This is a genomic window from Caballeronia novacaledonica, assembly GCF_900258035.1.
Taxonomy (GTDB): Bacteria; Pseudomonadota; Gammaproteobacteria; order Burkholderiales; family Burkholderiaceae; genus Caballeronia; species Caballeronia novacaledonica.
This window is the reverse complement of record NZ_OGTP01000014.1, coordinates 53,647-77,694: the sequence shown is the minus strand read 5'-3', so window position 1 is coordinate 77,694 and position 24,048 is coordinate 53,647. Positions and strand designations below refer to the sequence as shown.

The 24,048-nt window shown below is 61.5% G+C and carries 23 protein-coding genes; 10 read left to right on the top strand and 13 right to left on the bottom strand.

Annotation, left to right across the window (positions count from 1 at the left end; genetic code table 11):
• Positions 1-8: 8 nt before the first annotated feature.
• From NOV72_RS19745 to NOV72_RS19715, 7 genes are all read right to left on the bottom strand, one after another.
• Positions 9-1,472, bottom strand: coding sequence for an aldehyde dehydrogenase family protein (locus NOV72_RS19745; RefSeq protein WP_106856270.1), 1,464 nt, complete (start codon positions 1,470-1,472; stop codon positions 9-11).
• Positions 1,473-1,506: 34 nt separating this feature from the next.
• A complete protein-coding gene (locus NOV72_RS19740) occupies positions 1,507-2,502 on the bottom strand; it encodes a hydroxyquinol 1,2-dioxygenase (protein WP_106856269.1) in 996 nt (331 codons plus the stop codon).
• Positions 2,503-2,540: 38 nt separating this feature from the next.
• Positions 2,541-3,032: a cupin domain-containing protein gene (locus tag NOV72_RS19735; protein WP_106856352.1), complete on the bottom strand. Its 492-nt coding sequence runs from the start codon at positions 3,030-3,032 to the stop codon at positions 2,541-2,543.
• Between the two features lie 149 nt (positions 3,033-3,181).
• A complete protein-coding gene (locus tag NOV72_RS19730) occupies positions 3,182-3,616 on the bottom strand; it encodes a nuclear transport factor 2 family protein (protein ID WP_106856268.1) in 435 nt (144 codons plus the stop codon).
• A 23-nt stretch (positions 3,617-3,639) separates the two neighbouring features.
• Positions 3,640-4,017 (bottom strand): c-type cytochrome, encoded by a 378-nt coding sequence (locus NOV72_RS19725; protein ID WP_106856267.1) that lies wholly within the window; start codon positions 4,015-4,017, stop codon positions 3,640-3,642.
• Positions 4,014-5,738, bottom strand: a complete 1,725-nt coding sequence (locus NOV72_RS19720) for an FAD-dependent oxidoreductase (RefSeq protein ID WP_106856351.1) — start codon at positions 5,736-5,738, stop codon at positions 4,014-4,016. Before NOV72_RS19720 ends, NOV72_RS19725 begins: the two co-directional genes overlap by 4 nt.
• Positions 5,739-5,773: 35 nt before the next feature.
• Positions 5,774-6,706 (bottom strand): transporter, encoded by a 933-nt coding sequence (locus NOV72_RS19715; protein ID WP_245933097.1) that lies wholly within the window; start codon positions 6,704-6,706, stop codon positions 5,774-5,776.
• 258 nt (positions 6,707-6,964) lie between these two features.
• Here NOV72_RS19715 and NOV72_RS19710 point away from each other — a divergent pair, with 258 nt between their 5' ends.
• On the top strand, positions 6,965-7,810 hold the full coding sequence (locus NOV72_RS19710) for a helix-turn-helix domain-containing protein (protein WP_106856265.1): 846 nt from the start codon (positions 6,965-6,967) through the stop codon (positions 7,808-7,810).
• A 21-nt stretch (positions 7,811-7,831) separates the two neighbouring features.
• Positions 7,832-8,797 carry a LysR family transcriptional regulator gene (locus tag NOV72_RS19705; RefSeq protein ID WP_106856264.1) on the top strand — a complete coding sequence of 322 codons (966 nt, stop codon included), beginning with the start codon at positions 7,832-7,834 and terminating at the stop codon, positions 8,795-8,797.
• Between the two features lie 3 nt (positions 8,798-8,800).
• Here the strand turns inward: NOV72_RS19705 and NOV72_RS19700 are convergent, their stop codons facing one another.
• The 3 genes from NOV72_RS19700 to NOV72_RS19690 form a co-directional block, all read right to left on the bottom strand.
• On the bottom strand, positions 8,801-9,727 hold the full coding sequence (locus NOV72_RS19700; RefSeq protein WP_106856263.1) for an AEC family transporter: 927 nt from the start codon (positions 9,725-9,727) through the stop codon (positions 8,801-8,803).
• A gap of 93 nt (positions 9,728-9,820) precedes the next feature.
• Positions 9,821-10,870 carry a catalase gene (locus NOV72_RS19695; RefSeq protein WP_106856262.1) on the bottom strand — a complete coding sequence of 350 codons (1,050 nt, stop codon included), beginning with the start codon at positions 10,868-10,870 and terminating at the stop codon, positions 9,821-9,823.
• A gap of 281 nt (positions 10,871-11,151) precedes the next feature.
• Positions 11,152-11,490, bottom strand: coding sequence for a hypothetical protein (locus tag NOV72_RS19690; protein ID WP_245933096.1), 339 nt, complete (start codon positions 11,488-11,490; stop codon positions 11,152-11,154).
• 309 nt (positions 11,491-11,799) lie between these two features.
• Here NOV72_RS19690 and NOV72_RS19685 point away from each other — a divergent pair, with 309 nt between their 5' ends.
• Positions 11,800-12,267: a zinc-finger-containing protein gene (locus NOV72_RS19685; RefSeq protein ID WP_106856261.1), complete on the top strand. Its 468-nt coding sequence runs from the start codon at positions 11,800-11,802 to the stop codon at positions 12,265-12,267.
• 28 nt (positions 12,268-12,295) lie between these two features.
• Positions 12,296-12,769, top strand: a complete 474-nt coding sequence (locus NOV72_RS19680) for a hypothetical protein (RefSeq protein WP_106856260.1) — start codon at positions 12,296-12,298, stop codon at positions 12,767-12,769.
• A 1,326-nt stretch (positions 12,770-14,095) separates the two neighbouring features.
• Here the strand turns inward: NOV72_RS19680 and NOV72_RS19675 are convergent.
• Together NOV72_RS19675 and NOV72_RS19670 are read right to left on the bottom strand one after the other, a co-directional pair.
• Entirely contained in the window at positions 14,096-15,073 is a 978-nt protein-coding gene (locus NOV72_RS19675) for a ParB/RepB/Spo0J family partition protein (RefSeq protein ID WP_106856259.1), read from the bottom strand.
• A complete protein-coding gene (locus NOV72_RS19670; protein ID WP_106856258.1) occupies positions 15,070-16,281 on the bottom strand; it encodes a ParA family protein in 1,212 nt (403 codons plus the stop codon). Before NOV72_RS19670 ends, NOV72_RS19675 begins: the two co-directional genes overlap by 4 nt.
• A gap of 633 nt (positions 16,282-16,914) precedes the next feature.
• On the opposite strand from NOV72_RS19670, the gene NOV72_RS19665 reads away from it, so the two are divergent.
• Positions 16,915-18,321: a replication initiation protein gene (locus NOV72_RS19665; RefSeq protein ID WP_106856257.1), complete on the top strand. Its 1,407-nt coding sequence runs from the start codon at positions 16,915-16,917 to the stop codon at positions 18,319-18,321.
• A 44-nt stretch (positions 18,322-18,365) separates the two neighbouring features.
• Here the strand turns inward: NOV72_RS19665 and NOV72_RS19660 are convergent, their stop codons facing one another.
• Entirely contained in the window at positions 18,366-19,535 is a 1,170-nt protein-coding gene (locus NOV72_RS19660; protein WP_106856349.1) for a YbfB/YjiJ family MFS transporter, read from the bottom strand.
• A gap of 217 nt (positions 19,536-19,752) precedes the next feature.
• On the opposite strand from NOV72_RS19660, the gene NOV72_RS32025 reads away from it, so the two are divergent.
• From NOV72_RS32025 to NOV72_RS32020, 5 genes are all read left to right on the top strand, one after another.
• The gene (locus NOV72_RS32025) at positions 19,753-20,031 is read left to right on the top strand and encodes a hypothetical protein (RefSeq protein ID WP_146150028.1); all 279 of its coding nucleotides are present in this window, start codon (positions 19,753-19,755) and stop codon (positions 20,029-20,031) included.
• A gap of 30 nt (positions 20,032-20,061) precedes the next feature.
• Positions 20,062-22,176, top strand: coding sequence for a phosphocholine-specific phospholipase C (locus NOV72_RS19650; RefSeq protein WP_106856255.1), 2,115 nt, complete (start codon positions 20,062-20,064; stop codon positions 22,174-22,176).
• Positions 22,177-22,400: 224 nt separating this feature from the next.
• Positions 22,401-22,916: an NUDIX domain-containing protein gene (locus tag NOV72_RS19645; protein WP_245933095.1), complete on the top strand. Its 516-nt coding sequence runs from the start codon at positions 22,401-22,403 to the stop codon at positions 22,914-22,916.
• A 208-nt stretch (positions 22,917-23,124) separates the two neighbouring features.
• A complete protein-coding gene (locus NOV72_RS33015) occupies positions 23,125-23,253 on the top strand; it encodes a hypothetical protein (protein ID WP_281261819.1) in 129 nt (42 codons plus the stop codon).
• Positions 23,254-23,695: 442 nt separating this feature from the next.
• On the top strand, positions 23,696-23,884 hold the full coding sequence (locus NOV72_RS32020; RefSeq protein ID WP_146150027.1) for a hypothetical protein: 189 nt from the start codon (positions 23,696-23,698) through the stop codon (positions 23,882-23,884).
• Positions 23,885-24,048 lie beyond the last annotated feature (164 nt).

The window sequence follows — 24,048 nt, the reverse complement described above, 5'->3', positions numbered from 1 at the left end:
CGATGCGCTCAGCGCGGATAGTAAGGCGGAATATTGGCGTCGACATTCACCCACACCGACTTCGCCTGAGTATATTCGCGCATCACTTCGAAGCCCATCTCGCGGCCATAACCGCTTGCGCCCACACCGCCGAAGGGCGATCCCGGACTCACGCGCTTGTAGCAGTTGATCCACACCATGCCGCTCTTCAATTGCCGCGCGAAGAGATGCGCGCGTTGCAGGTCGCGCGTCCAGAGGCCCGCGCCGAGGCCGTATTCGGTGCCATTGGCGATGGCGAGCGCTTCTTCATCGCTCTTGAACGTGCTCACGGCGACGAACGGGCCGAACACTTCTTCCTGCGCGACGCGGTCGGTCGGTTTCGCCTGCACGATGGTCGGCTCGACATAGCAGCCGTTCGCGAGCGCCGCGGCATCCGGCGCCTTGCCGCCCGCGAGCACGCGTCCGCCCTGCTCGCGCGCGACATCGACATAAGACAGCACGCGATCGCGATGCATCTGCGACGTGAGCGGACCCATTTCCGTCGAGGGATCGAGCGGATCGCCGATGCGGATCGAACGTGCAAGCGACGTGAAGCGCTCCAGCAATTCATCGGCGATCGATTCATGCACGATCAATCGCGATGCCGCGATGCACGCCTGCCCCTGGTTATGGAAGATGCCGAACGCGGAGCCTTGCACGACGGCATCGATATTGGCGTCGCCGAACACGACATTCGCGCCCTTGCCGCCGAGTTCGAGCTGCACTTTCTTCAGATTGCCGCTCGATGCCTGCACGATCTTGCGGCCCACCGCCGTCGATCCGGTGAACGCGACCTTGCCGATCTCCGGATGTTCCGCGATGTACTGCCCCGCGACGTGCCCGAGCCCCGGCAACACGTTGACGACGCCCGCAGGAAAGCCGACTTCCGCCATCAGTTCGGCGATGGCGAGACTCGACAACGGCGTCAGTTCAGCGGGCTTCATCACGACGCAATTGCCCGCCGCGAGCGCGGGCGCCATCTTCCAGCTCGTGAACATCAGCGGAAAATTCCACGGCACCACTTGCCCGACGATGCCCACCGGCTCGCGCGTCAGATAGTTGAGAAAGCCCGCTTCGACCGGAATCACCGAACCTTCGAACTTGTCGGCCATGCCGCCGAAGTAGCGGAACGTCGCGGCCGTGCGCGGCACGTCGAGATTGAGCGTGTCGCGGATCGGGTGGCCCGTGTCCATCGATTCGAGGCGCGCGAGTGCATCGGCGTTGGCTTCGATGGCGTCGGCGAGTTTCAGGAGCAGGCGTCCGCGATCGGCGGCCGCCATGTTGCTCCACTTCGGGAACGCTTTTTTCGCGGCTTCCACTGCGCGATCGATGTCCTCGCGGCCGGCCATCGAGACCTGCGCGATCTCGCTGTTGTCGTGCGGATTCAGGGTCGCGAGCGTTTCGCCGGAAAGGGCGGGCACGAAGCGGCCATCGATGAAGAGTTGCGTTTGCATGTCTTGCTCGTATCGAAGAGGAACGGAGAGGTCTTTAGAGCGCGACCGGATACGGCGGCAGTTCGCCGCTTTCGTAGCGCTTGGGCAGATCGGGCGTCGCGTTCTCCCAGACGAGCAACATCGAGCGCTTCTGCGAATAACCCTTGTGGCGAATGTCGGCGGGCATCGCGGCGATATCGCCGGCGTTCATCGTGATGCGAGCGCGGGGCTCGCCGGTGTCCTTGTCGGCCACGTCCCAGATGATCTGATCCGACAGTTGCAGGAACCACTCGACGCGGTCGTTGCCATGAAAGACCGGCAGCACGAATTCCTCGGTCGTCGGGCAAAAGAGGCTTTGTTTGCAGACCGACGTGACCGACGGATTCCACGTCACGTCCGAACGCGACAGATACTTGAACAGACTGAACGCGTGCAATTGCCCTTCGAATCCAGGCTCCGCGTGAATCTCCGGCTCGTCCTGCGATACGTCCGCGAACTGGCGATTCACCGGGAAGTCGTCGCGCAGCGGCGAATCACCTTCGAGGCCGGGCATGCGCTTCGTCGCGATACGCGTGCGATCGATCGCCGCGATGTTGTCGCCGTGCTTCGCACCGAACGCCGAGCCGGTTTCCTCGGGCGCGGCGAACGGATCGAAGCCTTCGTTGACCCAGTCCTTCAGGATCGCCTTGAAGGTCGCCATGATGATCGGCGTTTCGAACTGCTGCGTGTAATCGACGCCCGCCTCGCGGAAGCTCGCGTTATACGCGCCGGCATACATGTCGACCTTGCCGTAGTGATTGCGCGTGCCGATCACTTCGTCGAAATTGACCCAGCCGTAGAAGAAGCCCCACGCGACGTCGCGCATCATCGCGCGCAGGAAGTCGTCGGCGTGCATCTGGTGCGAGCGCGTCTGTCCTTGCGCCGGCCACTTCACGGTGACGAAGTACGCGTCGCGGCTGAATTCGAAGTCGCCGAGCTTGAACGTGCGATAGCCGGTGTCCGCATCGGGGTCGGTCGCAACGACGCTTTGCAGGAAAATGCCTTGATCCATGATGTTTTTGCTCCAAAAGATGTGAGTTCGCGGCGGCGTTACTGAATGCAGATGTCGGCCCACTTCTCGACCGAAGCCGAACCCAAAATCGTCTGCACGAGCAACACGCCTGTCTTTCGCGCTTCGAAGCGATACGCCGCGCCCGCGGGCAGCAGCGCCTGATGACCGCGACGCAGACGCACGAAGCCCATCTTCTGGCCCGAAGGCTCGCCTTCGAGTTGGACCGTGCCTTCGATGTCGTCGCTCACCAGCGCGCCATCGGACGGCTTGATGAAATGCACGTCGATTTCGCCGTCGAGCGCGACCACGAATTCATCGTGCGATGCGCTGAACCACGGCGACGCGCCTTCCGCGCGCAACGTTTCGATCACGTACTTGAGGTTCTTGCCGACGACCACTTTTTCGTAAGGCTTCGCGTGGTTCGCGACTTCGAATACGTTGGACATCACGTAGTGCGAGGCCTTGCCCTTGATGACTTCGATGGTGCCTTTGCGATAGTTCTCGAGGCTGCCGAGTTGAGTCTGTTGCATGTCTGTCTCCATGTCTGCGTTCACGTTCGCGGTGTCGCGCTGGAATCAAGATTAGGGCTGCGCGCGGCAAGAGGCAATGAATCGAGGTTCGCGTTTGCCGAACGATGCGTGCTCGATCGCGGCCCTAGGGAAAGTACTTACTTCCGCAACTATTTAGCCGCGAGCCACGGATAGCGCTGCGTGTCCGCGCCCTCGTAGTCGGGATCGAGATAGATGAAGCAGCGCTGGATCTTGAAGTCGCGTATTTCGAATATGTCCGTCCAGCGGCCCGCGTGCGTGACGCCCGCGCGCCACTCGACGCCGCTTTGGGTCGTGCCGTAGCTCGTACCTTCGACGACGACCGTATCGCCCTGCTGGATCACGTTCAGATACGCGAGGTCATGCTTGAACTTCGCAACAATGGAACCGAGGTCCGCGAAGAGTTGCTCGAACGCCGCGCGGCCCGTCGCGATGCCCCACTTCGGGAAATAGACTTCGGCGTGGTCGTCGAACAAATCGAAAAACGGTGCGCCGCGATCGAGCCTGCGCAGATATTCGAGCGCGATGGTCTTGCGCTGTTCGTCGGTCATGGTGATGGGGTTCATGCTTTCGTCTCCAGTGGTCCAGTTCAATGCAGCGTGCGCAGATAAGCGATGATCTTCTGGCGTCGCGCTTCGTCGCCTTCGAAATAGGTCATGGCGTTGCCGGGTGCGACGGATTGCGTATCGGAGAGCCAGGCGTCGAGCAGCTTGTCGTCCCAGACCTTGCCCGCAGCGGCCGCCTTCATGCCGGCCGAATACTTGAAGCTCGGGTCCGAGGCCAACGGCTTGCCGACGATCCCGAAGAGATTCGGCCCTTGCCCGTTCGGCTCGCCCTTGCCGAACGTATGGCATACGGCGCAATTGTTCGTCGTGAGCTTCTTGCCGAGCGCGACAGGGTCTTGTTGCGCATGCGCCGTGGCGCTGGCGAGTGCAAGTATCGTCAATAGATTAGCTATCCGAATCATGATTGAACTCCATTGGCGGATTGCGCCGCGCGATACGCGAACGCGAGAATCGGTCCGAGCGTGCCGCCGCCCGCCCAGTACGCACGCGCCGACGCCGACGCGACGCAATTACCGACGCCGTACAGGCCCTTGATCGGCTCGCCGCGCGTATCCAGCACCTGTCCGTGCGAATTGGTTTTGGGGCCGCCCTTGGTGTCGAGATTGCCCGCGACGATCAACGCCGCGTAGTACGGCCCTTTCGCGGAGAGCGGATACATCGTCTCGTTCCTCTGATCGGCCTTCTTCGATACCGGCCCATTGAACAGCTTCTCGACGATGCGCTCGCCGCGATGAAAGTCCTGATCCACGCCCGTCTTCGCGAAGCCGTTGAAGCGTTTGATCGTCGCGTCGAGATTGCGTACGAAGTCGTCGGAGAGACCGGCGCTGCCGAGCGCGCTTTGGTACTTCGCCATGCGTTCGCGGATCGCGCCCGCCAGTTCCGCGAGCGTATTGCCGCGCAGCACGTGACGATCGTTCGATCCCTTCGGCACGATGAGACTGCCGTAGTCGTCGCTCGCGCAATGGTCCTGTGCCTGCTGGTCCCAAATGGAAATGAGCGTGAGATTCGGATACTCGCCCTTCGCGCCGTCCCATTCGGAGAAGGTCGCGCAGACTTCGTTGTAGGCGAGCTTTTCATTGACGACGCGCTTGCCGTACTTGTTCACGTAGAGCATCGAATCGCCGGTCGGCGTGAAGATGCCGGAGAGCGAGCCGTCTTTCGCGATGGCCTTGTCGAGCGAAATCGGCGCCATCCATGAGTAGTTCATGTTGCGCAACTGCACGTCGAGCGCGCTCGAAATGCGCACGAAGTCGCCTTCGTTGGTGGGCGCGGCGCAGCCGCCATACACCGCGCCATGCAGAAAGTTTTTGCGCAATTCGGGGTCGTGCGTGAAGCCGCCCGTCGCGAAGATCACCGCCTTTTTCGCGCGCGCACGAAAGAGCGTGCCCTCTTCCGTCAGCGATTCGACGCCGATCACCGCGCCCGATTCATCGACGAGCACCTTCTGCACGCGATAACCCGTCTTGATGTCGATGCCATCGCGCCGTGCCGCCGCGCTCATCGTGCGGATCGCGACGCGCCCGCCATCGGACATGCTCGGCAAGCCGTCCTTCGGAAACAGCACGCGGCCGCGCGGCGCCTTGTCTTCGGGCAATTCGGCCCAGTAATCCGGCACCGCCGCTTCATGCCGGTACGGCAGCGCGCCCTTGCTCGCGAGCAGTTCCGCAGCGGGCGATGCGCTGTCGTAGATGGCCTCGCACATCTCGTACTCCCAGTCCGAGAGACCGAGCTTCGGCAACGAAGGATCGTATTGCTCGGGCCGCGACAGGCGCGCGACATAGCGCATGTAATCGGACTTCGGATCGGCGATGCCCGCGCGGCGCATCGGCTCGTTGTTCGGCACCCAGTACCAGAACGCGGCCTTCGCAGCCGTGCCGCCGACGCTGCCCGCCTTTTCCAGAATCACGACGCGGTTGCCGAGCCAGCGCGAAAACAGCGCGCACGGCAAGCCGCCGCCGCCGCCGCCGCACACGACGACGTCGTATTCCGCATCGAACTTGATGTCGTTCGCGGCGCGCGCCGTGAGCGACACCGCGCCGAACGCGGCCGCCGCTGTGCCGGCGCTCGCGGCCTTGATGAAGTTGCGCCGCGACGCGGCGGGAAGCGTGTTCGTCTCACTCATGTTCGTCTCCATCGACTCATGTCGTTTGAATGTGCTCACCAGTAGTGCCACGCCTGCACGAGAATTCCGTTGGTGAGCGTGGTGTTGCGCCCCGAAACCGAGTGCTGGTACTGAACGGAAAGCTGGTCGTACATCTTCTGGTGCAGAAACGGCAGGCTGTTCGGCTTGAACTGGAACAGGACGCCCAGCCCCACGGTGGTTTCGCGGCTCGCGCTGTTCGATACCGGCATCGACGCGGTCTGGTTGAACGTGCCGCCGCTCGTCTGGTAATCGAGACCGACGAAGGGAATCGCGAAGGGGCTGTCGGGCGGCGAAATGCTGTAGCCGACGCGCAGGTTCAGATGAAAGGTGTTGCCCGGACTCAGATCGTCGTGGCCCGAGCGCAGCGTACGTCCGCGCAGAATGCCGCCGAGCAGCAGATCGACATTCAGGTGTCCGTACCAGTCGTCGTAGAAGACGGAAGGCCAGAACGACCACGTATTCGTCGATACATCGTTCTGTCCGATCGGCACCTGCACATAGGCCTGAAGTCCGAGCGTCGTCGCAGGCGCGGGGTTGTACCAGACGAGCCCGCCGACAAGCGGATCGCCGATGCCGCTCGCCGAGAACTGCGAGCCTTGCGTGCGGATCTCGGGCAGCGTGATGCTCGCGTTGAAACCGACATGCGGCAGCGACGGCACTTTCCAGTAGTGAATGAACGTCGAGAGCCCGACGAACGTGTTCGTGCCCGGACCCGCGACCTGATTGCCGTGCGAATCGAAGGCGCGGTTGTCGTGATTCCATTCGAGGTTCTGGCCGAAGGAATCGTAAGTGCCTTCGAAGTCGCTGCTGAATTGCCAGGTCTGCGGGCGGTCCGTCGCGAAGGGAATGCCTGCGGCGTGCGCCGTCATGGAGCCGGTCGCGCCGAGCATGGCGAGCGCGCATGCCGTGCGTATTCGTATCGTCGATTTCCTGTGTCGCGTTTGCATCGTCGTCTCCGGTCGTTCGTGTCGTATGAGCGAACGTTACGAAGACGCGGCGCGCGGGTCTTTCAGGTTTTGCGGATTACAGATTCCGGGCGGATCGCGAGCGGATTCGGGTTAACACCGGGACACAAAGCGCGCACGCAGCGTTCGCGAACGGCGACCCATCGCGCGTGCAAAGGCTTCGCGCGCGCCTTTATACTCGCGTGAACAGCGGCGTCCGATGATTCGATGGCAAGCCGCGTAAAACACGGAGACACGACCATGAGCGCCACCGCCGCGCCGGCCCGCATCGACCGCTTCAGTGCGGTCGAAGGCGTGCCCGGACTCGAATTTTGCATCTCCGGCCCGCGCCCCTATTCGCTCGAACTGAGCAATTCGTCGGACATGATCTGCCTCTTGCTCGGCACCATCGTCTCCGACACGCGCTATGACGACGGCCCCGCCGCGCCCTTCACGTTTCGCGCCGAAACGGCCGCGTATCATCCGCGCGGCGGCAGCATGCGTATCGATGCACACGACGTGCGGCATGGCTTCATCGCGTTTCGTTATGCGGATGCGTTCGTGAACCGCATCGCCGATCGCAGCACGGACGCGCTGCGGCGTGCGGGCAGCCGCAGCAATCTCGGCGCCGATCCGATCCGGCATCTCGTGCGCTATGCGCGCCAGAAAGCGCCCGGCGATTCGCACAAGGCCGATCCGTGGGAACTGCAATGCGTCGCCACACTTGCATGGATCGAAACGACGCGGCATCTCGAACGCGCCTCGCGCGAGCGCAAGTCCGCGCTGACGGACGCCGGGTTCGTCACGCTCGAAACGTATGTCGCGGATAACATCGATCAGAGTCTTTCCTGCGCCGATATCGCCGCCGAACTCAGTCTGCCCGTGCGCGTCGTCTTCGATGGCGTGAAAGCGCGCACCGGTTATTCGCTCTATCGCTACGTGCTGGAAAAGCGCATCGGCGCAGCGGCGCGCATGCTGCGTTCGGGCGATGCACCGCTCGTCGATGTCGCCACCGCGTGCGGGTTTTCATCGCAGCAACATATGACGGCGCTCTTTTCCGAGCGGCTCGGCACGACACCGCTGCGTTACCGGAACGGCGCTGCGTAGCGGACGCAAACAGGAGGAAGCATGGACCTCTTCATGTCGATGGAGGCGTTCGTTCGCGCAGCCGAAGCGCAGAGCTTCGCGAACGCGGCGCGTCAGCTCGGCGTGGCGAAATCGGTGGTCACGTCGCGCGTGAAGCAGCTCGAAGAGCACTTCGGCGTCGCGCTGTTTCATCGCTCGACGCGTGCGGTGCGTTTGTCGGAAGTCGGCGAAACGTACTATCGCGATTGCCTGCTGCTCGTCTCGAAGGTGCGCGAACTGTCGGCGCGCGCGAGCGAGCAAACGCAGTCGCTTTCTGGAACGCTCAACGTTCACGTGCTTCCGGGGTTCGCACTCGGACATTTTTCGCAAGCGTTGATCGCGTTTCGCGAGGCGCATCCGCGCATCGAGTTCGTCGTGACAGTGAACGATCGCGTGATCGATCCCGTGCAGGAAGGCTTCGATCTTGCGCTGCAGATCTATCCGCCGGCGTCGAATCTGCTCGTCGAACGCAAGCTCTTTCCGGTGCGCGGCGTTTTGTGCGCAACGCCTGCGTATCTCAAGGAAGAGCCTGTGATCGAGACGCCGCTCGATCTGCTGCGCCACGATTTCGCGCGTTATGCGCATTATCCGTGGGGCGACAACTGGCCGCTCATGAAGGGCAACGAGTGTTATGAAATTGCCCTCAATGCCGTGTTGAAGACCAACAGCGTGCATTTGCTGCTCGAGTTCGCGCGCGCGGGCGCGGGCGTCGTCTATCTGCCGACGATGGTCGCCGCAAGCGATCTGCTCGAACGCCGGCTCGTGCGCGTGCTGCCCGACTACGCAGCGCCGCCGCTGTGGCTGAGCGCGGTGTATCCGACATCGCATCGCTCGACGACGAAAGTGAAAGCGTTTGTCGATTTCCTGCGCGAGCGTTATCTGAGCGAGCCGCAATGGGACAAGGCGCTCGGCATTTCGCCGCCCGACGACGAAGAGCGCGACGTCGATGAAGAACTGGGCGACGTGTGAGCGCTAACGCTGGAGCATGTAGAGCCACGCGAGCAGCGTGACGATCGAGAAGAGCGTGGTCATCGAGATGACGGCGCCGACGACATTTTTCTCAAGTTCGTACTCCGAAGCAAGTACGTACGCGCTTTTCGCGGTCGGCACGGCGGCGCAGACGACCGCGGCGATGGTCGCGGTGCGGCCGAGTCCGCTCGCGAGGCACAGCGCATAAACGACGAGCGGCACGATCACGAGCTTGAGCGCGGTCAGCAGCGCGTAGAGACTCACGCGTCCGCGCAGCTCGCTCAAGGTCAGATCGAGGCCGATCGCGAAGAGCGCGCACGGCGTGAGCGCTTCGCCGAGTATCGTGAGGAACGAGGCGAGCGGCGCGGGCAGCGTCAGTCCGACGATCGACCAGAGCAATCCGCAGATCGTCGCGAGAATCACGGGATTGGTCGCGATCTGACGCATGAGCGCCGTCACGTCGATCTTGCGCGACGCGTCCAGGCGGCCGATCTCGACCATGATGACGAGCACGGGAAACATGATCGCGCCGACGAACACGGTCGCGACCGCCGCCGCGAGCACGCCGGGTTTGCCGTAGAGCGTCTTCAGGATCGGCAGCGCGACGAAGCCGGTATTGGTCATCGAAACGGCTGCGGCGAGCATCGCGCTCGCCGCGAGGCTGGCACCGCGTGCGATTCGCGCGACGAGCAGCACGGCCGCGAAGCAGATCATCGAGCCGCCGCCGAACGCCGCGAGAAAGCGCCATTCGAGCAGCGAATGCAGCGACTCGTCGGCGATGGTCAGGAAAACCAGCGCGGGCATCGCGACGTAATAGGCGAAGCGCATCAACGACGGCGCCAGCGCATGCGGCATGTAGCCCGAGACGCGCGCGAGCCATCCCGTCAGGATGACGGCGAAGATCGGAAGAATCATGCCGGCGAGATGCATGGCGAGCTCCGATTTGAATGAAGCGCCCGGGCGCGAAGGCCCGTTTCCGAATGGGCTTCATTATCGGAGAAAAACATCGCGCGATGGCGTACTTCAATGCCCGTTCAGCAGCGCGCGCGCTTCCTCGCCCGACAGCAAGCCTCGTGCTTTGCGATTCGCGGCGCTCGCGGCATACACATCCTTGCGCGCATGCGTGATGCCGAGCGGCGCAAAACCATTGGCCGGATTGAACGCGAACTGACTGATGCGCGCTTCGTCGTCGGCGGATGGCGGCGCATCGAGTTCGAGTTCGCCGATCATGACCACATCCGATTTCCACGCGACGGATGCATCGTTCACGGGCGTCGCTTCTTCGTCGATGAAGAATTGCAAGCCGAGTTGCCACTTCACCGGACTTTGCTCCAGACGATTGAACATGTCCGCGCGCAGATAGTTTTCGCCATGACGCTCGGCGTTCGTTCCGGCGGGCGAGGAAGGGTGCGGATGCAGCGAGTATTTGACCGCGGCCTGCCCGAGCTGCACGACCGATCCCCAGTAGTGCTCGGTCGCCACGCTATCGACGTGATGCGCCTTTGTTTCCTTGAAGAGTATCGCCAGAATGCGCGCGCCTTCGATGGGCCCGAGCCTTGCCATCATCATCTCGCGCAAGCCCTGCGCGATGCCGCTGACCGTGCCCTCGGCAAGCAACGCGACGATGATATCGGCTACCGCCATGAACTGTGCCGCATCGCGAGCATGCGAACGGCCGCCTTCATTCGTCATCAGCAGATCGGTTTCTACGCCCGCTTCCGTGAAGAATTTGAGCGCGATGCCGCGGACATCCGATGACGTATCGGCCTGCGGGCACGGCTGTCCATTCGAGATGCGGCACGCGACGCGATAGGTCTTGTGTCCCGCCGACGCGAACGGTCCGAATCGCGCGGCATCGAAAATATCATCAGCAATCCGAAGCGTTCCGAACGCGCCCAGCAATTGCTTCTGATGCTGCGCGCGGTCCACCCGCCCGTTCAGACCGGTGTGGCTGCTGGCGGCGAGCTTCGTCTGCTGCTCGCCGATCGCCGTGACGAGCATGGCGAGCGTCGTGGCGTCGTCGAGTCTGTCGGACCAGCCGGTGCCGTCGCCGATCGATTGAGTGAAGTCCATGATTTCATCTCCGTTCACGCTTCGGGCGAAGCGTGCATATGGGGTCATGCATCAGAGAACGAGCGTGGCCTCGACGAATGCGAAGCCAGGAAACCGGCCGATGAGAGGCCGTCTTGTGATGGGCTCTACTATCGATCGAACGATCGTCGGGAAAAACCATGCATGCGGAGGGAGATCACCCCGCCATTGGGGGACTGCGGAGTGGAAGATGACGGACGGGAAGACGGAGCGAGATCGAAGGCGTCCCCGCCGCCTTCGCCATGTAGCCGAGGTACTTCGGCTTATTGACCACTGTAGATGTTGCAACTCAGGCCCGGCGTGCAAAGCTGAGTCGAGCTGCCCGCCCACGCATCGCGCGATGCGCTGCCTGACTTGCTCATCGCCATCGTTCCGCCATAGCTTGAATCGCTCGTTGCGGCGCTGCTGTCCTGCGCACTTTGCTGTGTGACGCTGCCTTGAGCCGGCGACATCTGCATGTCTTGCGCCTGCGCGACAGTGCTCATCGCGAAGACGCCGGCGGCCGTTGCTGCCAATAGAAGAGTTGCTCTCATCGCCATCACCTCCTGGATCGAGACATCAATTAAGGACTGCAAGCTTGCGACGAGCTTGCGAGCACGCATGCGGGGACCGGGTTGCGGGCGCGGGCGATGCGCCTTCCAGGCTTCTGATCGAACTTGAGGGTTGGGGGCCTGTAGGCTCCGAAAGCGCGTGGCTTGTAGCACGCACTCCTACCCTATACCGTGAATCGAAAAAGTAAATTCCCGATCGACGCGTTCCTTTGCACTCGTGCGTGCCGATGACTTTGCGAACGAGCTTGCATTAAGCGGGCTGCGAGATCCGTCGACGTCGGGAACTTTCACGGCGCTTGCGTTTCGAAGCGGACTTTCGATTTTGTTATATTGGATTTCCCGACCCGGGAGTTTCTGGCTATGCGCGTCGGCCGACCTGTCAAACCACTGCCTCATCCGAACTGCGACTACTGCGGCGCGCCCGCGACGCTGACGCGCGCGGGCGACGAAGTCTATCCGTATCGCGACGATCACGGCCCGCTTTGGATGTGCGCCGCTTGTCAGGCGTGGATCGGCATCTTTCCGCGCAGCACGCGCCATGTCCCGCTCGGCCGTCTCGCCGATGCGCGTTTGCGCGATCTGAAAGTGAAGCTGCATGCGGCGCTCGAACCACTCGTGCAGGCGAAAGTCCGGCGCGACGGCTGCAATGTTTTCGAGGCGCGATCCAAGGGGATGAAGTGGCTCGCGCAGACGATCGGCGTCGAGCCCGACAAATGCAGCATCCACACGCTCGATGCGAACCAGTGCGAACGCGCGATCGCGGCCGTCGAACATTTCGAACAGGAACGCGGCCGGCACCCTTCAGATTCGGCGATCGATGAACGTTAACCTGAGAAGGTCAACCATCGATGCTCGCATGTCACGCACTCTTCCTTTCCAGCGCTCGCCTCAGGCGACGCGCGCGCGGCTCAGCAAAGCGCAGCTGCTCCCCATTCCGCGCGCCGTGGCGGACGAGCTCGCGCTCGCGGCGCATATGTCGCTGACGGCGTTGCGTTCGGGCTCGCCCGACATCGCGCCCGCGCAGCACATTACCGAAGCGATGTATCTCGCCAAGTTCCTCGCGGAAGCGGGCCACGGCGACTTCTCGCACGACGAACTGCTTCGCGCGGACCAGACGATGGCCGCCGTGTTCAGCGCGGGCCGCGCGTCCGGTTCATGGGCGCTCGCAGCGGAGGACTTCGATCGGCTCGCCGCGATCGTATCGCTCTACGATCATCAGTTGCGGCGTGCGTCGCTGGCTGCGCTGTCGGTCGCGAGCGAACGGCTCGAACGCTTCAAGGCGGGCGAGCACTATCAGCCGGTGCCTGTGCGAAAGTCGGCGCCGCTTTGATGCGGCGGCTTGGCGGAGGACGGCGGCTTGTCGTGCTGCGGTCGTCGCCGGGGCGACGGAGTTCGTCGAGTGCAGTTTCTGACTTCCGATAATGGACGAGGCTGCTCGTTGAGCGGGGGCGGAACTCGTACCTCGGGGTGATGCCGGGCGCTGTGTGGCATCTTTATTCAGACGCGGTATCCAATGCGGCGATGGGGCGCGAAGGTGCCTTCAACGTGTGTCGCCGGGTTTCATACAAAAATGTATCGTTCGATACAGTTATCGGGTTCATGTTGGCATTCACCGGAATGCTTGCCCGGCTTAAGAGCCGGTTTCCGAAAATGCCGCCGTCTGCCGGGTCCTTTAACGTGAAACAATCTCGGACGTAAGTTTTAAATAGCTGATTTAAAAGACATTTGTCCGTGAAATTTTGATGCGCCGATGTTTCACGGACACGGTGTCTTAGAGCGACGCCTCGCGGAGGCGTGGCACCCCGTCGCCGGGTAGCGGGCCCCTCTTCCGACGCGTGTTCCGATGATTTCGATGACTGGCCCGTCTCCTGCGCGGATCGGCTCTGTCTCGAACATCGACTTCCGCGATAAGGTAGTGAAGTCAGGCCGGTTGAGAATTCGTTCAGTTGAACAATTTTGTTGGATCGATTTTTCTCGGCGACATTGTTTTCCTAGCCTGCGTATCAATCCTAGCGACGCGTAGCGTCAAAAGCCCCGACGTCGGGTACGAGTCGCACGGAGGTTTCGGGAGCGCTCCAATCGACGATCCGCCTTCATACGCGACCGCGACTTACGAGAGTTCTTGAGACGATTCTTGCTTGCGCCACAGCACATCGGCTGACTCTGCGCTGCCTAATTGTCGTTCTACCAAAGGCGACAAGCTTCGATCCTTTTGAAGTTTGCGGTATCCAGGATTTGATCTCGTCTTCAAGTGTCCGAATTCGGACACTTTGCTTGCTGGAGGCTATGGCTCCTCCGCGTGTGGCTAACTGATGCTCATTTTAAGCCGCATCAACGTGGATCGATGGGCCGTTGCAGACCGCGCCTACTAGCCGCACTTCGACACGCTTCGTCCCAATTACGACCGTAGGCGCCAGCGGTGCGTCGACACCCTTCGTATTGGGAGCAGCCTGTTTGAGCGGCCAGGATCTGCCGCCGGCGAACACTTGTCAGAGTCTCATATCGAAAGATCGCGCACTGTCCGAATTCGGACAGTCCTGCCAGAACGACCCGCACCGCGATCGCAGGCTGCCTGCTGCAACCGATGAGTGTCCGAATTCGGACACTCATCGGTGCAGGTCGAAAAAAAACCCGCCGCAGCGGGTTATCGAACCGATCACTCAGATCGGATAGAGAACATCTTTCCTATGTGCTCTCTCAACTGACTCTCCTGCTCCTCAGTCATAACACCCGCTTTGAACTTGAACGTAAGCCCCTTCACATCCTTCGTGATACTTCCAGCCTGAACCTTGCCCGCGAATATCTTGAGAATGCTTCGACCACCGGAATCCGTAGCCGACTCTCCGCGGCTCGCCTGGGCGCTCAAACTCGCTGCAACCTTCGTTTGAACCAGATCGCCAGAAAGCACTTGCGGCCACAGTTCCTGCAGCGCCTTAAGTCCCTGCTCGCCAGCCTTCTTCAACGCGTTGACGATATCCTGCGCCGACGAAGCTCCAAGCACCGATGGATTCAAATCGAGATCGCGCTTCACGAAGTCCGGTAGCGAGTCGTATGCGAGAAAGCGATACAGGTCACTTCGCGTGATACCCATCGCTTCCGCGAGTCGCGTTCGATTAGGAAACTCCGCTTCAGCTCGCCGAATCGCGATCGCGATTTCATAGTCGGACAGGTCGTCGCGCGTAACGTTTTCCATCAACGCCAACGCCGCCATATCCTGATCTGTGCAATCGATCACTACCGCGCGAACCGTCGTCTTGTTGATCAGCTTGTGGGCACGCCAACGTCGCTCCCCTGCAACGAGCTGAAACGCCTCGCCAACGCGTCGCACGGTCACGGCTTGGAGCAATCCGACCTCGCCTATCGATCGTGCCAGTTCCGAAAGTTTGGTCTCATTGAACTGCCGACGTGGCTGCCAAGGATTCGGCACGATGGCATCGACGGAAATCTCAGTCTCGACGCCTCGCGCCTCCAGTTCCTGGATTCGCAGTTGGGCAGCGGCCAATGCGCTTGTGATGCCGGGCATCGTCTGCGGACCGCGATTCGTCTTATCCTTCTTGTTCTCACCCTTGAAATCCGCCGGCTTGGGAAGATTGGCCGTCTTGGCCATGAGTTGCTCTCGGATGTTATTGCTCATGCCGGCTCCTTCCACGATTTGACGAACATATCATCCAGCCACTTCGCATATTGCATCATGGGTTGCCGCACCCGTTGCAGCGACTTCGCTGTCGAGTGCGTGCTGACGACGTCGAGAGCGGTCGAGAAGGAAAGCGCGCCACCGCTCATCACTGAGCTTGCCGGAATCTCGAACGGATCAAGCCAACGACCGTACGCGCTCTGTGCCCACTGACGTACGACCGGCGCCGACGATGTCTTGCCGTAATCCACCTTCGACAACAAGATCGAAATGAAGTCGTAGACCTTGTCTTCCTCGTACGGAAGGAAGTCTTCCGCGACATCCGAGAACAAACGCCAGAACGCAAGCGAACTGATGAAATCGAGATTCTCGGGAATCATCGGCATGACCAGCGCGTCCGCGGCAAGCAGCGCGTTAAGGTTCATGTACGACAGCGACGGCGACGTGTCGATCAAGATATAGTCGTACTGCGATCGCAGCGGTTCGAGTCCCTCGCGCAACACTGCCCAGAAGCGGTAACCCTGAATCGTCTTTTGTCGAGCGGGCAGAAGAAACTCCGCTCCATATAGGAAGGTATGTCCGGGGATGATGTCGAGGCCATCCCAGTACGTCGACTGCACACTCGCCCCAAGGCCGCCTTCCACGTTCTGGTCGTAGATATAGGGCAGCACCGTGTCGTCGCCGGAAATCTCCTTCTCGGCATACAGACCGCACAGTTCAGATGCCGAAGCCTGCGGATCGAGATCGATCAGCAGCACCTTGCGGCCGAGAAGCGTTAGCGCTTGGGCCAGGCAAACCGTCGTCGTGGTCTTTGCCGATCCGCCCTTCAATTGGGCGGTGGTCAAAACTTTGCCTCGGAAGGCGCTCTCGCCGTCGTCGAGGCGGGTTTGGTATATGTCGGAAGCCATCTTCACCCAGACGCGCACTTCGGGCAGAGTGAACGTGCGACTGCGGCCACTTCCATTGAGCGTACCCGCAGGCAATCCGCCTTCGCCCTTCGTCACCAGATATTGGATCTGCTGCCGGGTCAGATTGCACATTTCAGCCAGTTCGCTGATCGTGTAGTAGGGCGCGAGCTTGCGCGGACGCGGAGCGAGGATTTGCTCCCGAAGATTGTCCGAAAAGGGTTCGAGGTTATCGGCGAACTCCGCTACTTCGCGAAGGGTTACCTTTCGGTCTTCCATAGGTAGGGTGCCTACGTTTGCCATTCTGCGCTTTCTCCTAGTATTGACGCCGAAGCGCAGAATACACGAATACGCGTAAACAAGGTTGTATTGCGCGGAGAATTGGCTGTTCGGCCATCGGCAAACCCGTATTCATTTGATTTTTCGCCTTTTTTTCTCTCGCAACGCTCGATTCGAGCGGTCATATCACGCCGACGAGCCAATCGGCCTCCACAGCGATTAAGCCTCTTTCGAGGACAGCACAAAAACCACCCCGAGGGCGGTTTTTGTGCACAATCATTTTCCCCTGCATATTCAGGTACTTAGTAATCGGTTTCACACCGAATTCCGTAAACTTTTCGCGCTTGCTTGTTTTGTTTTTTGTAAACCTAGACCCACCCACCAACAAACAAGAGACCTCATTTTCCTTAAAAATCAATCACCGAGCCTGTGGATAGGGACGCTTTTTGTGAAGCACAGGGCGGTTTTTGTGCTGCACGAACCGTAAATTGGTCACTGGGGGCGGAAATTGTGGCGACCGGGGCGGAAATTGTGATCGACTTCAGCGATCGGGACGCTTTTTGTGCGGATAAACTCGTAGCCGAGCCGGGGTGGTTTTTGTGTTGACACCCCTTGCTCGCCTGATAGAGTGCCGGGGATCGAAGCCGAATCGGAAGCATGGAAAACCAAGACCTCACTGTCACACCGAAGCAACTCGCGCTGGACATCTACGAAGACATGTCTGCGCAAGGCTCGGCGATCTGCGAATCGACAAGGGACATCGGTTTCCTGCGCAACAACATCTTCACGCGGGTTGGCGGCCTGGGCATCGCCGCGCGGCGCGTGCTCGACGCGGCGTACTTCATCGTCGCGACCAAGGCGCCTGAAGAACTCATCGACGACAAGGTCTACACGTTCACGGCCGACATCAACTACTTCAAGTGGCTGATGCGTTACGACAGCCGCAACCACAGCCACCTCATCGCGCAGATGCGCTCCGCGGCCAGGGCGCGCGTCGAAATCATGACGGCGCCGTCGATCGAAGAGCTGACCGAAAAGGACTCCTGGGGCACCATCAGTCTGCTGGGCGATTGCTACATCGAGCGTAACGTCGTTTGCATCCTGCTTGCGGGGCGTGTCATCAAGTATTTGATCAGCCCGTACAAGGCGCACTGGCTGAGCTTGCGTGCATCGACGGCTTTCTCGCTTTCGCTTGCCCGCGCGATTTACGACCGCCTCATCCCGTGCGAAGGCCACGGCGTGACGGAGTGGTTCGCGTTCGACGACGTGCTGGAATGGCCGGGAAAGGTCGGCGAGTCGCGCAAGGAAGTGAAGGAGTTCAAGAAGCGCTTCCTCGAGCCCGCCATCGACCAGCTCAACGACGTCTCCGATTTCGATGTCAGCTGGGAGCCCAACGCCGAGCGTGTTCCGGCGGAAAAGCTGAAGATCCGTTTCCGCTTCACGAAGAAGCAGGGCGCCGACGCCGCGCGCGCCGGCATTCAGGATTCGATGTATCTCCTGCTGCACAACGAATTCGCCTTCGACACGCCCGACTTCGAACGTCTCGCCAAGCGCCGCGACGTCTGGACCGACGCGCGGCTCGAACAGGCCATCGAATACACGCGTCACAAGCTCAACGAGGGCAAGGTGACGGTCAGCCCGCGCGGCTATCTGTTCAAGGCGCTGGAGGGGAATTACCGGATCGGCGAAGCGGACCGGAAGATGGCGTCGATCAAGGCGAAGCAACTCGAAGACGACAAGAAGGACCGCCGTTCGCGCGATACGGCTCAGGCGCATCTCGAAGCCAGCATCCAGGTTCAGAACGACACGGCCAAAGCCAAGATGAGCGAAGAGATTCGAGCGGGCCGCGAGTACTTCGAATCGGTCGACGCCCCGGCGCGCAAGGAACTGTGTCACTCGTTCGTGAGCCAGTTGATTCCGCAGCGGCTCATCGAAAAGCAGGGGCTTTCGCGCGAGAGCGTGAGCGCCGACAACATTCTCACGGTCAATCGCGTGGTCGCCGACGCGTTCTGTTCGCATGTCCACGCGAAGATGAAAAAGGCGCGCGCGGGCAGCCGGATCTGATCGTCACGAAGCGCCGCGGATTCATCTGGAATCCGTACTATTCGTCAGCCCGATTCCGAAGGCTGGTTTAACGGCTTCTGACAAGCCGCGAGCACGGCGCCCGCCGCGAGCACGAACGCGGAATAGACGAGGCCCCGCGTCAGCCCCGCGCTATCGGATATCCTCCCGATCACCACCGGTCCGACGATCTGCCCCAGCGCGAACACGATCGTAAATGCGTTGATGCCGGCCGGCCATAGATTCGCCGGCAGATTGTGCCGCACGAAAGCCGTCGTCGAAGCCACGGCGGACAGGAACGTCGCACCGAACAGCGCGCCCGAAACGAATGCCGCCAGCGGATGCACGATGATCGCCGGAATGAGCGTCGCCGCGGCGAGCAGGGCGTTGAGGATCGCCAGCGCCTGACCGCCCCGCATGCGATTCAGCAGCCCGGACCACATCCGCGCCGATGCGACCGTCGCCACACCCAGAAGAATGTAGAAGCCGCTCACGACCGACGCGCTCATGCCCGCGTTGCGAAGCAGGGCGACGATGAACGTCATGTAGCCGATATAGCCGATGCCGAAGCATCCATATCCGGCGAGCGCGAGCGCAAAACGACGCCGCTGCACCGGCACGCCGGATGCGCGATCCGCGCCGTGTCGCGCCGACGAAAGCGGATGCGCGGATTCGATCTGCCGCGCGGCCCGGACCGCCACGCTCGAAAACACGGCGCACGCCGCGGCGAGCGCGATCCACGCGAAACGCCAGCCGTGCGCGGCAGGCAAGACCGCGAGCGGGACGAGCACCGACGAAACCACGATGCCCCAGCCCGTGCCGCCGTAATAGAGGCCGATCACGAGCCCCGCGTCGCGCGGCGACATCGATGCGAGCCGCGCAGCCAGCACACCGCCGCTCACGAAGATGAGCGCGCTGCCGATGCCCGTCGCGACGCGCAGCGCGAGCAGCGCGTTGGTATCGGTCGTTGCGCCGCTCGCCGCCATTAATAACGCCGTGAGCACGCATCCGGCGATGAACAGCGTCCGCGACGCGACGCGCATCGACAAGCGGGAGAACGCGAGCGCGCCGAGCAGATAGCCGAACGCGTTCGCCGTGTTCATCGCGCCGGCCTGGGCGAAGTTCCACGAAAGGTCGAGCCGCATCGGCGGGAGGAGGAGTGCGTACGAAAAGCGCGCGAGCCCGAGCGCGATGGCGCTGCCGAGCGAGAGCGCCATCGCGAGCAAGAGCGCTTGCTTGCGATCGGTCGGGCGCAGGTTGCATTCGCGAAGGTCTCCGCTCGCATCGTCACGCTGTAGCACGCTGGTGTCGTCCTCTGTCATGTCGTTGGCCTGCGGGCCTATGGTATCGCGGACCGGTCACATTGCTTACACAAGCCGTGGCTAAGCTTCGCAGCGCTGTATCCGTTCTGCGCGACCCTGCCGGAGTACCCCGATGTCGATCGTCCCGTGCCGCCGCATCGTCGTGGCGTGTTTGGCCGTTTCCGTCTGCGCAATCGTTTGCGGTTGCAGCAAATCCGACGCGGATTCATCGTCATCGGCCGACACGACGGGCAGCGAGCCGTCCGCGACATCCACCATCAGCGCAACGAGCGAGCTTCAGGACTGGGCGAAGCAAGCGACAGGAAGCGCATCCGATCAAGCCGCACGACCCGCGATGGCACCGGTTGCATCGGAGCCGCTCGCAACACCGGTGATTCACACGGTGGACTGACCTTTCCTATTCACTTTCCCCGCGAAACGAATGAAAAACAGAAACCGTCGTGATTTTCTGCGCGCGGCCGTCGAGGCTGCAGGCGCGACCGCCGCATTGAACGTGATGCCGCTCGGCATTCGCCAGGCGCTCGCGATTCCCGCGAACAACCGTCATGGATCGATCGAGGACATCGAGCATATCGTCGTGTTGATGCAGGAGAACCGTTCGTTCGATCATTACTTCGGCACCCTGCGCGGCGTGCGCGGTTACGGTGACAAGAGCGCCGTGACGCTGCCGAACGGCAAGCCCGTTTTCAATCAGCCGATCGCGGCCGGCGCGGGCGAAGTGCTGCCGTTTCATCCCGGCGCGGCGAACCTCGGCCTGCAGTTTCTGGAAGATCTGCCGCACGACTGGATAAGCGGGCAGGGCGCATTTCACGGCGGCCTGTACGATCAGTGGGTGCCGTTCAAGGGCACGACGACGATGGCGTACCTGCAACGCGACGACATCCCGTTCCACTACCAGCTCGCCGACGCCTTCACGATCTGCGACGCCTATCACTGCTCGACGAACACATCGACCGATCCGAACCGCTACTACATGTGGACGGGCTACGTCGGCAACGACGGCACGGGCGGCGGTCCGGTCGTCGACAACGCGGAAGCGGGCTACGGCTGGTCGACGTTTCCCGAAGTGCTCGAGCGAGCGGGCATTTCCTGGAAGATCTATCAGGACATCGGCGACGGGCTCGACGCGAAACACTTCTGGGGCTGGACCGACGACGCGTATATCGGCAACTACGGCGACAACTCGCTGCTCTACTTCAAGCAGTATCAGAATTCGCAGCCCGGCAGTCCGCTGTACGAAAAGGCGCTTCGCGGCACGAACGCGGCCGCCGGCGACGATTACTTCGCGATCCTGAAGCGCGACGTGCAGGCCGGCATGCTGCCGCAAGTCTCGTGGATCGTCGCGCCGGAAGCGTTCTCCGAGCATCCGAACTGGCCCGCGAACTATGGCGCCTGGTACGTCGATCAGGTCTTGCAGGTGCTGACGTCGAACCCGGACGTGTGGAGCAAGACGGCGCTCCTCATCAACTACGACGAAAACGATGGTTTCTTCGACCACGTCGTGCCGCCGTTTCCGCCGACCTCGAGCGCGAACGGCCTTTCGACTGTCGATACGACCGCCGAGATTTTTCCGGGCAGCGCGAAGTACGCGAGCGGCCCGTATGGCCTCGGCGCGCGCGTGCCGATGCTCGTCGTGTCGCCGTGGTCGAAAGGCGGCTGGGTGTGCTCCGAAACCTTCGACCATACGTCGGTGATTCGCTTCATCCAGAAGCGTTTCGGCCATGCGCACAGCCTGGCCGAGCCGAACATCACGCCGTGGCGCCGGGCGATCTGCGGCGACCTGACATCCGCGTTCGATTTCCGCAATCCCAATGCCGCGATGCCTACGCTTCCCGGCACGAGCGGCTACGTTCCGCCCGACAAGGAGCGCCATACGGACTACAAGCCCGTGCCGCCCGCCGCGCAGGCGGTCCCGAAGCAGGAGCCCGGCGTGCGCGCCGCGCGCGCCTTGCCTTACGAACTGTTTGTGCGCACGCGCGGGGATGCATCGAAAGCCACCGTCTCGTTCGATTTCGTCAACACGGGCAGCGCGGGCGCCGTCTTTCTGCTCTATCGCAACGCCAGCGCGGACGCGCCGCGCAGCTACACGGTCGAAGCGCGCAAGCGTCTTGCGGACCGCGTCGCGGCAAATCCGGACGGCAGCTTCGATTTCGTCGTGCATGGACCGAACGGCTTTCTGCGGCGGATCGCGGGCAAGGCGGGCGCGCAGTCGCGCGGCTGGTGGTCGAGCGAGCAGGCCGCGCCGGAAGTCGCGGAAGGTTACGACGTCGCCAACGGCAATCTGCAACTGCGTCTCGCGAATCGCGGAACGGCCGCGTGCACCTTCAGCGTGACCAATGCATACGATTCGTCGAAGACGATCACGCGGCGCGTGCGGGGCGGCGACACCGCGCAGGTCTACCTTGATCTGCGCGACGCGCACGGCTGGTACGACGTCGAAATCAAGGTCGATACCGATGCCGCGTTCCTGCGGCGTCTCGCGGGCCACGTCGAGACCGGACGCGACAGCATGAGCGATCCCGCGCTCGGCGAGTGATATCGAGCTTGATACCGGCTCGCTCATCGTAGTGGGCATCGCCGGCCGCGCGCGTTCGGACACGCGCGCGGCCGCGCATCGGACTATTCTTCTCCAATCCCGAAAGTTCTCGTCATAAAGCGCACATACGTGGGACATCACGCATTGCGAAGCGCAGCGAAGCCTGTGAAGATCGAGCGTGCACGCCAGTTCAAGCTTTAGATCGACGGGACGGTGAATTCAAAATGGCACGCCGCGCGTCGTATCGCACCATCAAATCCAACAACGAATTGGGGTGCAACACGGAGACGGGGATGAGAGAACGAGCAACTGTGCTGCTGGTTCGTCACCAGTCAGTGCTGCTGGTCCGGGAGCGTGGCGGACCGTGGTTGCTGCCAGGCGGAGCGGTAGCATTCGACGAATTGACGATTGTCGCGGCGATCCGAGCGCTGCACGAAGACACCGGCGTGGAGGCGAGCGCCGCCGCTTTCCTGTTTCAGCAGGTATCGGCGCATCACCTGCATCATGTTTTTCGCATTGCGATACCGGACCACGTGCATCTGCGACCGAAAGCCGACGCCCGATTCCACGAACTGCTGTGGGTCGAGGCGCATCAGCTCGCGCACGTCAGCGCCACGCCGGGCACCAGGGCGATCCTGATGCGCGCGATGGGCGGCGGCCGCGATTCCGCGAAACACGCGTGGGGCCGCGAGGGGACGGAGCAGGAGGTGTCGGCGGGTGTTGCCCGGCGCGGTCGCTGAATCAGATCGTTTTTCCTTCCGACTGACGATTTTTCTTGTCTGCCTAAATCGCGCGGACGCATATTTCGCTGCCAAATGAATACTTTTTCGGCGAAGTTGCGTCTATGCTACCGTTGGAACGGCCGAGGGCGCCCGTGCGTATATCGCGGAGCGCCCGCCGCAATTTTGAGCAACGGACGCATTCGCCCTTTGACTGGCGGAGGAAACCATGAAGCTCGTCACCCTGTTCGCCGGGACCGTCGGATTCGTGGCCGTGGTGGGCCTTTCCTTGTTGGCTGTTGCGGACATTCTCTTGACGACGTCCGACAAACGCTCGGAAAAAGAACGGCTAGCCTGAATACAGACTTCTATCGCCGAATGGCCGTTTAATTGTCGGTCAAATAGGCCGGTACTGTCGGCGACATACGAATCACTTGAAGGACCTCGAATGGCGAAATGCTGTCTTTCGAGAATCAGACCGCACTAAATAATACGCTGCGCACGATATTGGATTAATGACGCACGCGTCCGCCCGACCGCGCTCGCCGACTGCCATGCCCTTCAAGCGTGCGGGCGGCGGTCTCCGGCGCGAACGGTCAATGGAACAGAATGGGCTTCACCTATTTGTTCAGGGATTTGCATGCATGGGATGCATCCGAAAATCATCGTAGCGGTCGCATGCAGGAAATCGAACGATTAGCCGTGTGATATAATCACCGATAAATCAAATTCACTCGACCAACTTTTAGCCACGGGTTTTATCAAATGCTTGATTCAACGCGGACGAGCGCGGAGGAAGCATGTCAGTAGCCGGTGTTATAGGCGCAATTGTTTTTTTCGCAATAATCGGTCTTGCTTTACTGGCCGTGATCGAAATTATCTTTTCGCCTTTTTCCAGACATAAGGCCGATGAAACGAGCAAGCCGGGGCACAAGCGGCTGACGTGGTTCCGCAGGCGCGAAGTCGCCGTGCGCCGCGACGAGCCCTGATTCGCGAAAAAATCTCCTGTTCCGCCAACGAGTTACACATCCTTCCGCGTCGGCGAAATCGCCGCCCACAAGCCCGCCGGTCGTCACGCGGCGCCGCATTTCCGGCACAGCCGTTCAAATCCCTCGCATTAATTAGCTGTCGCAACTGTGTGCGATAGCGCACC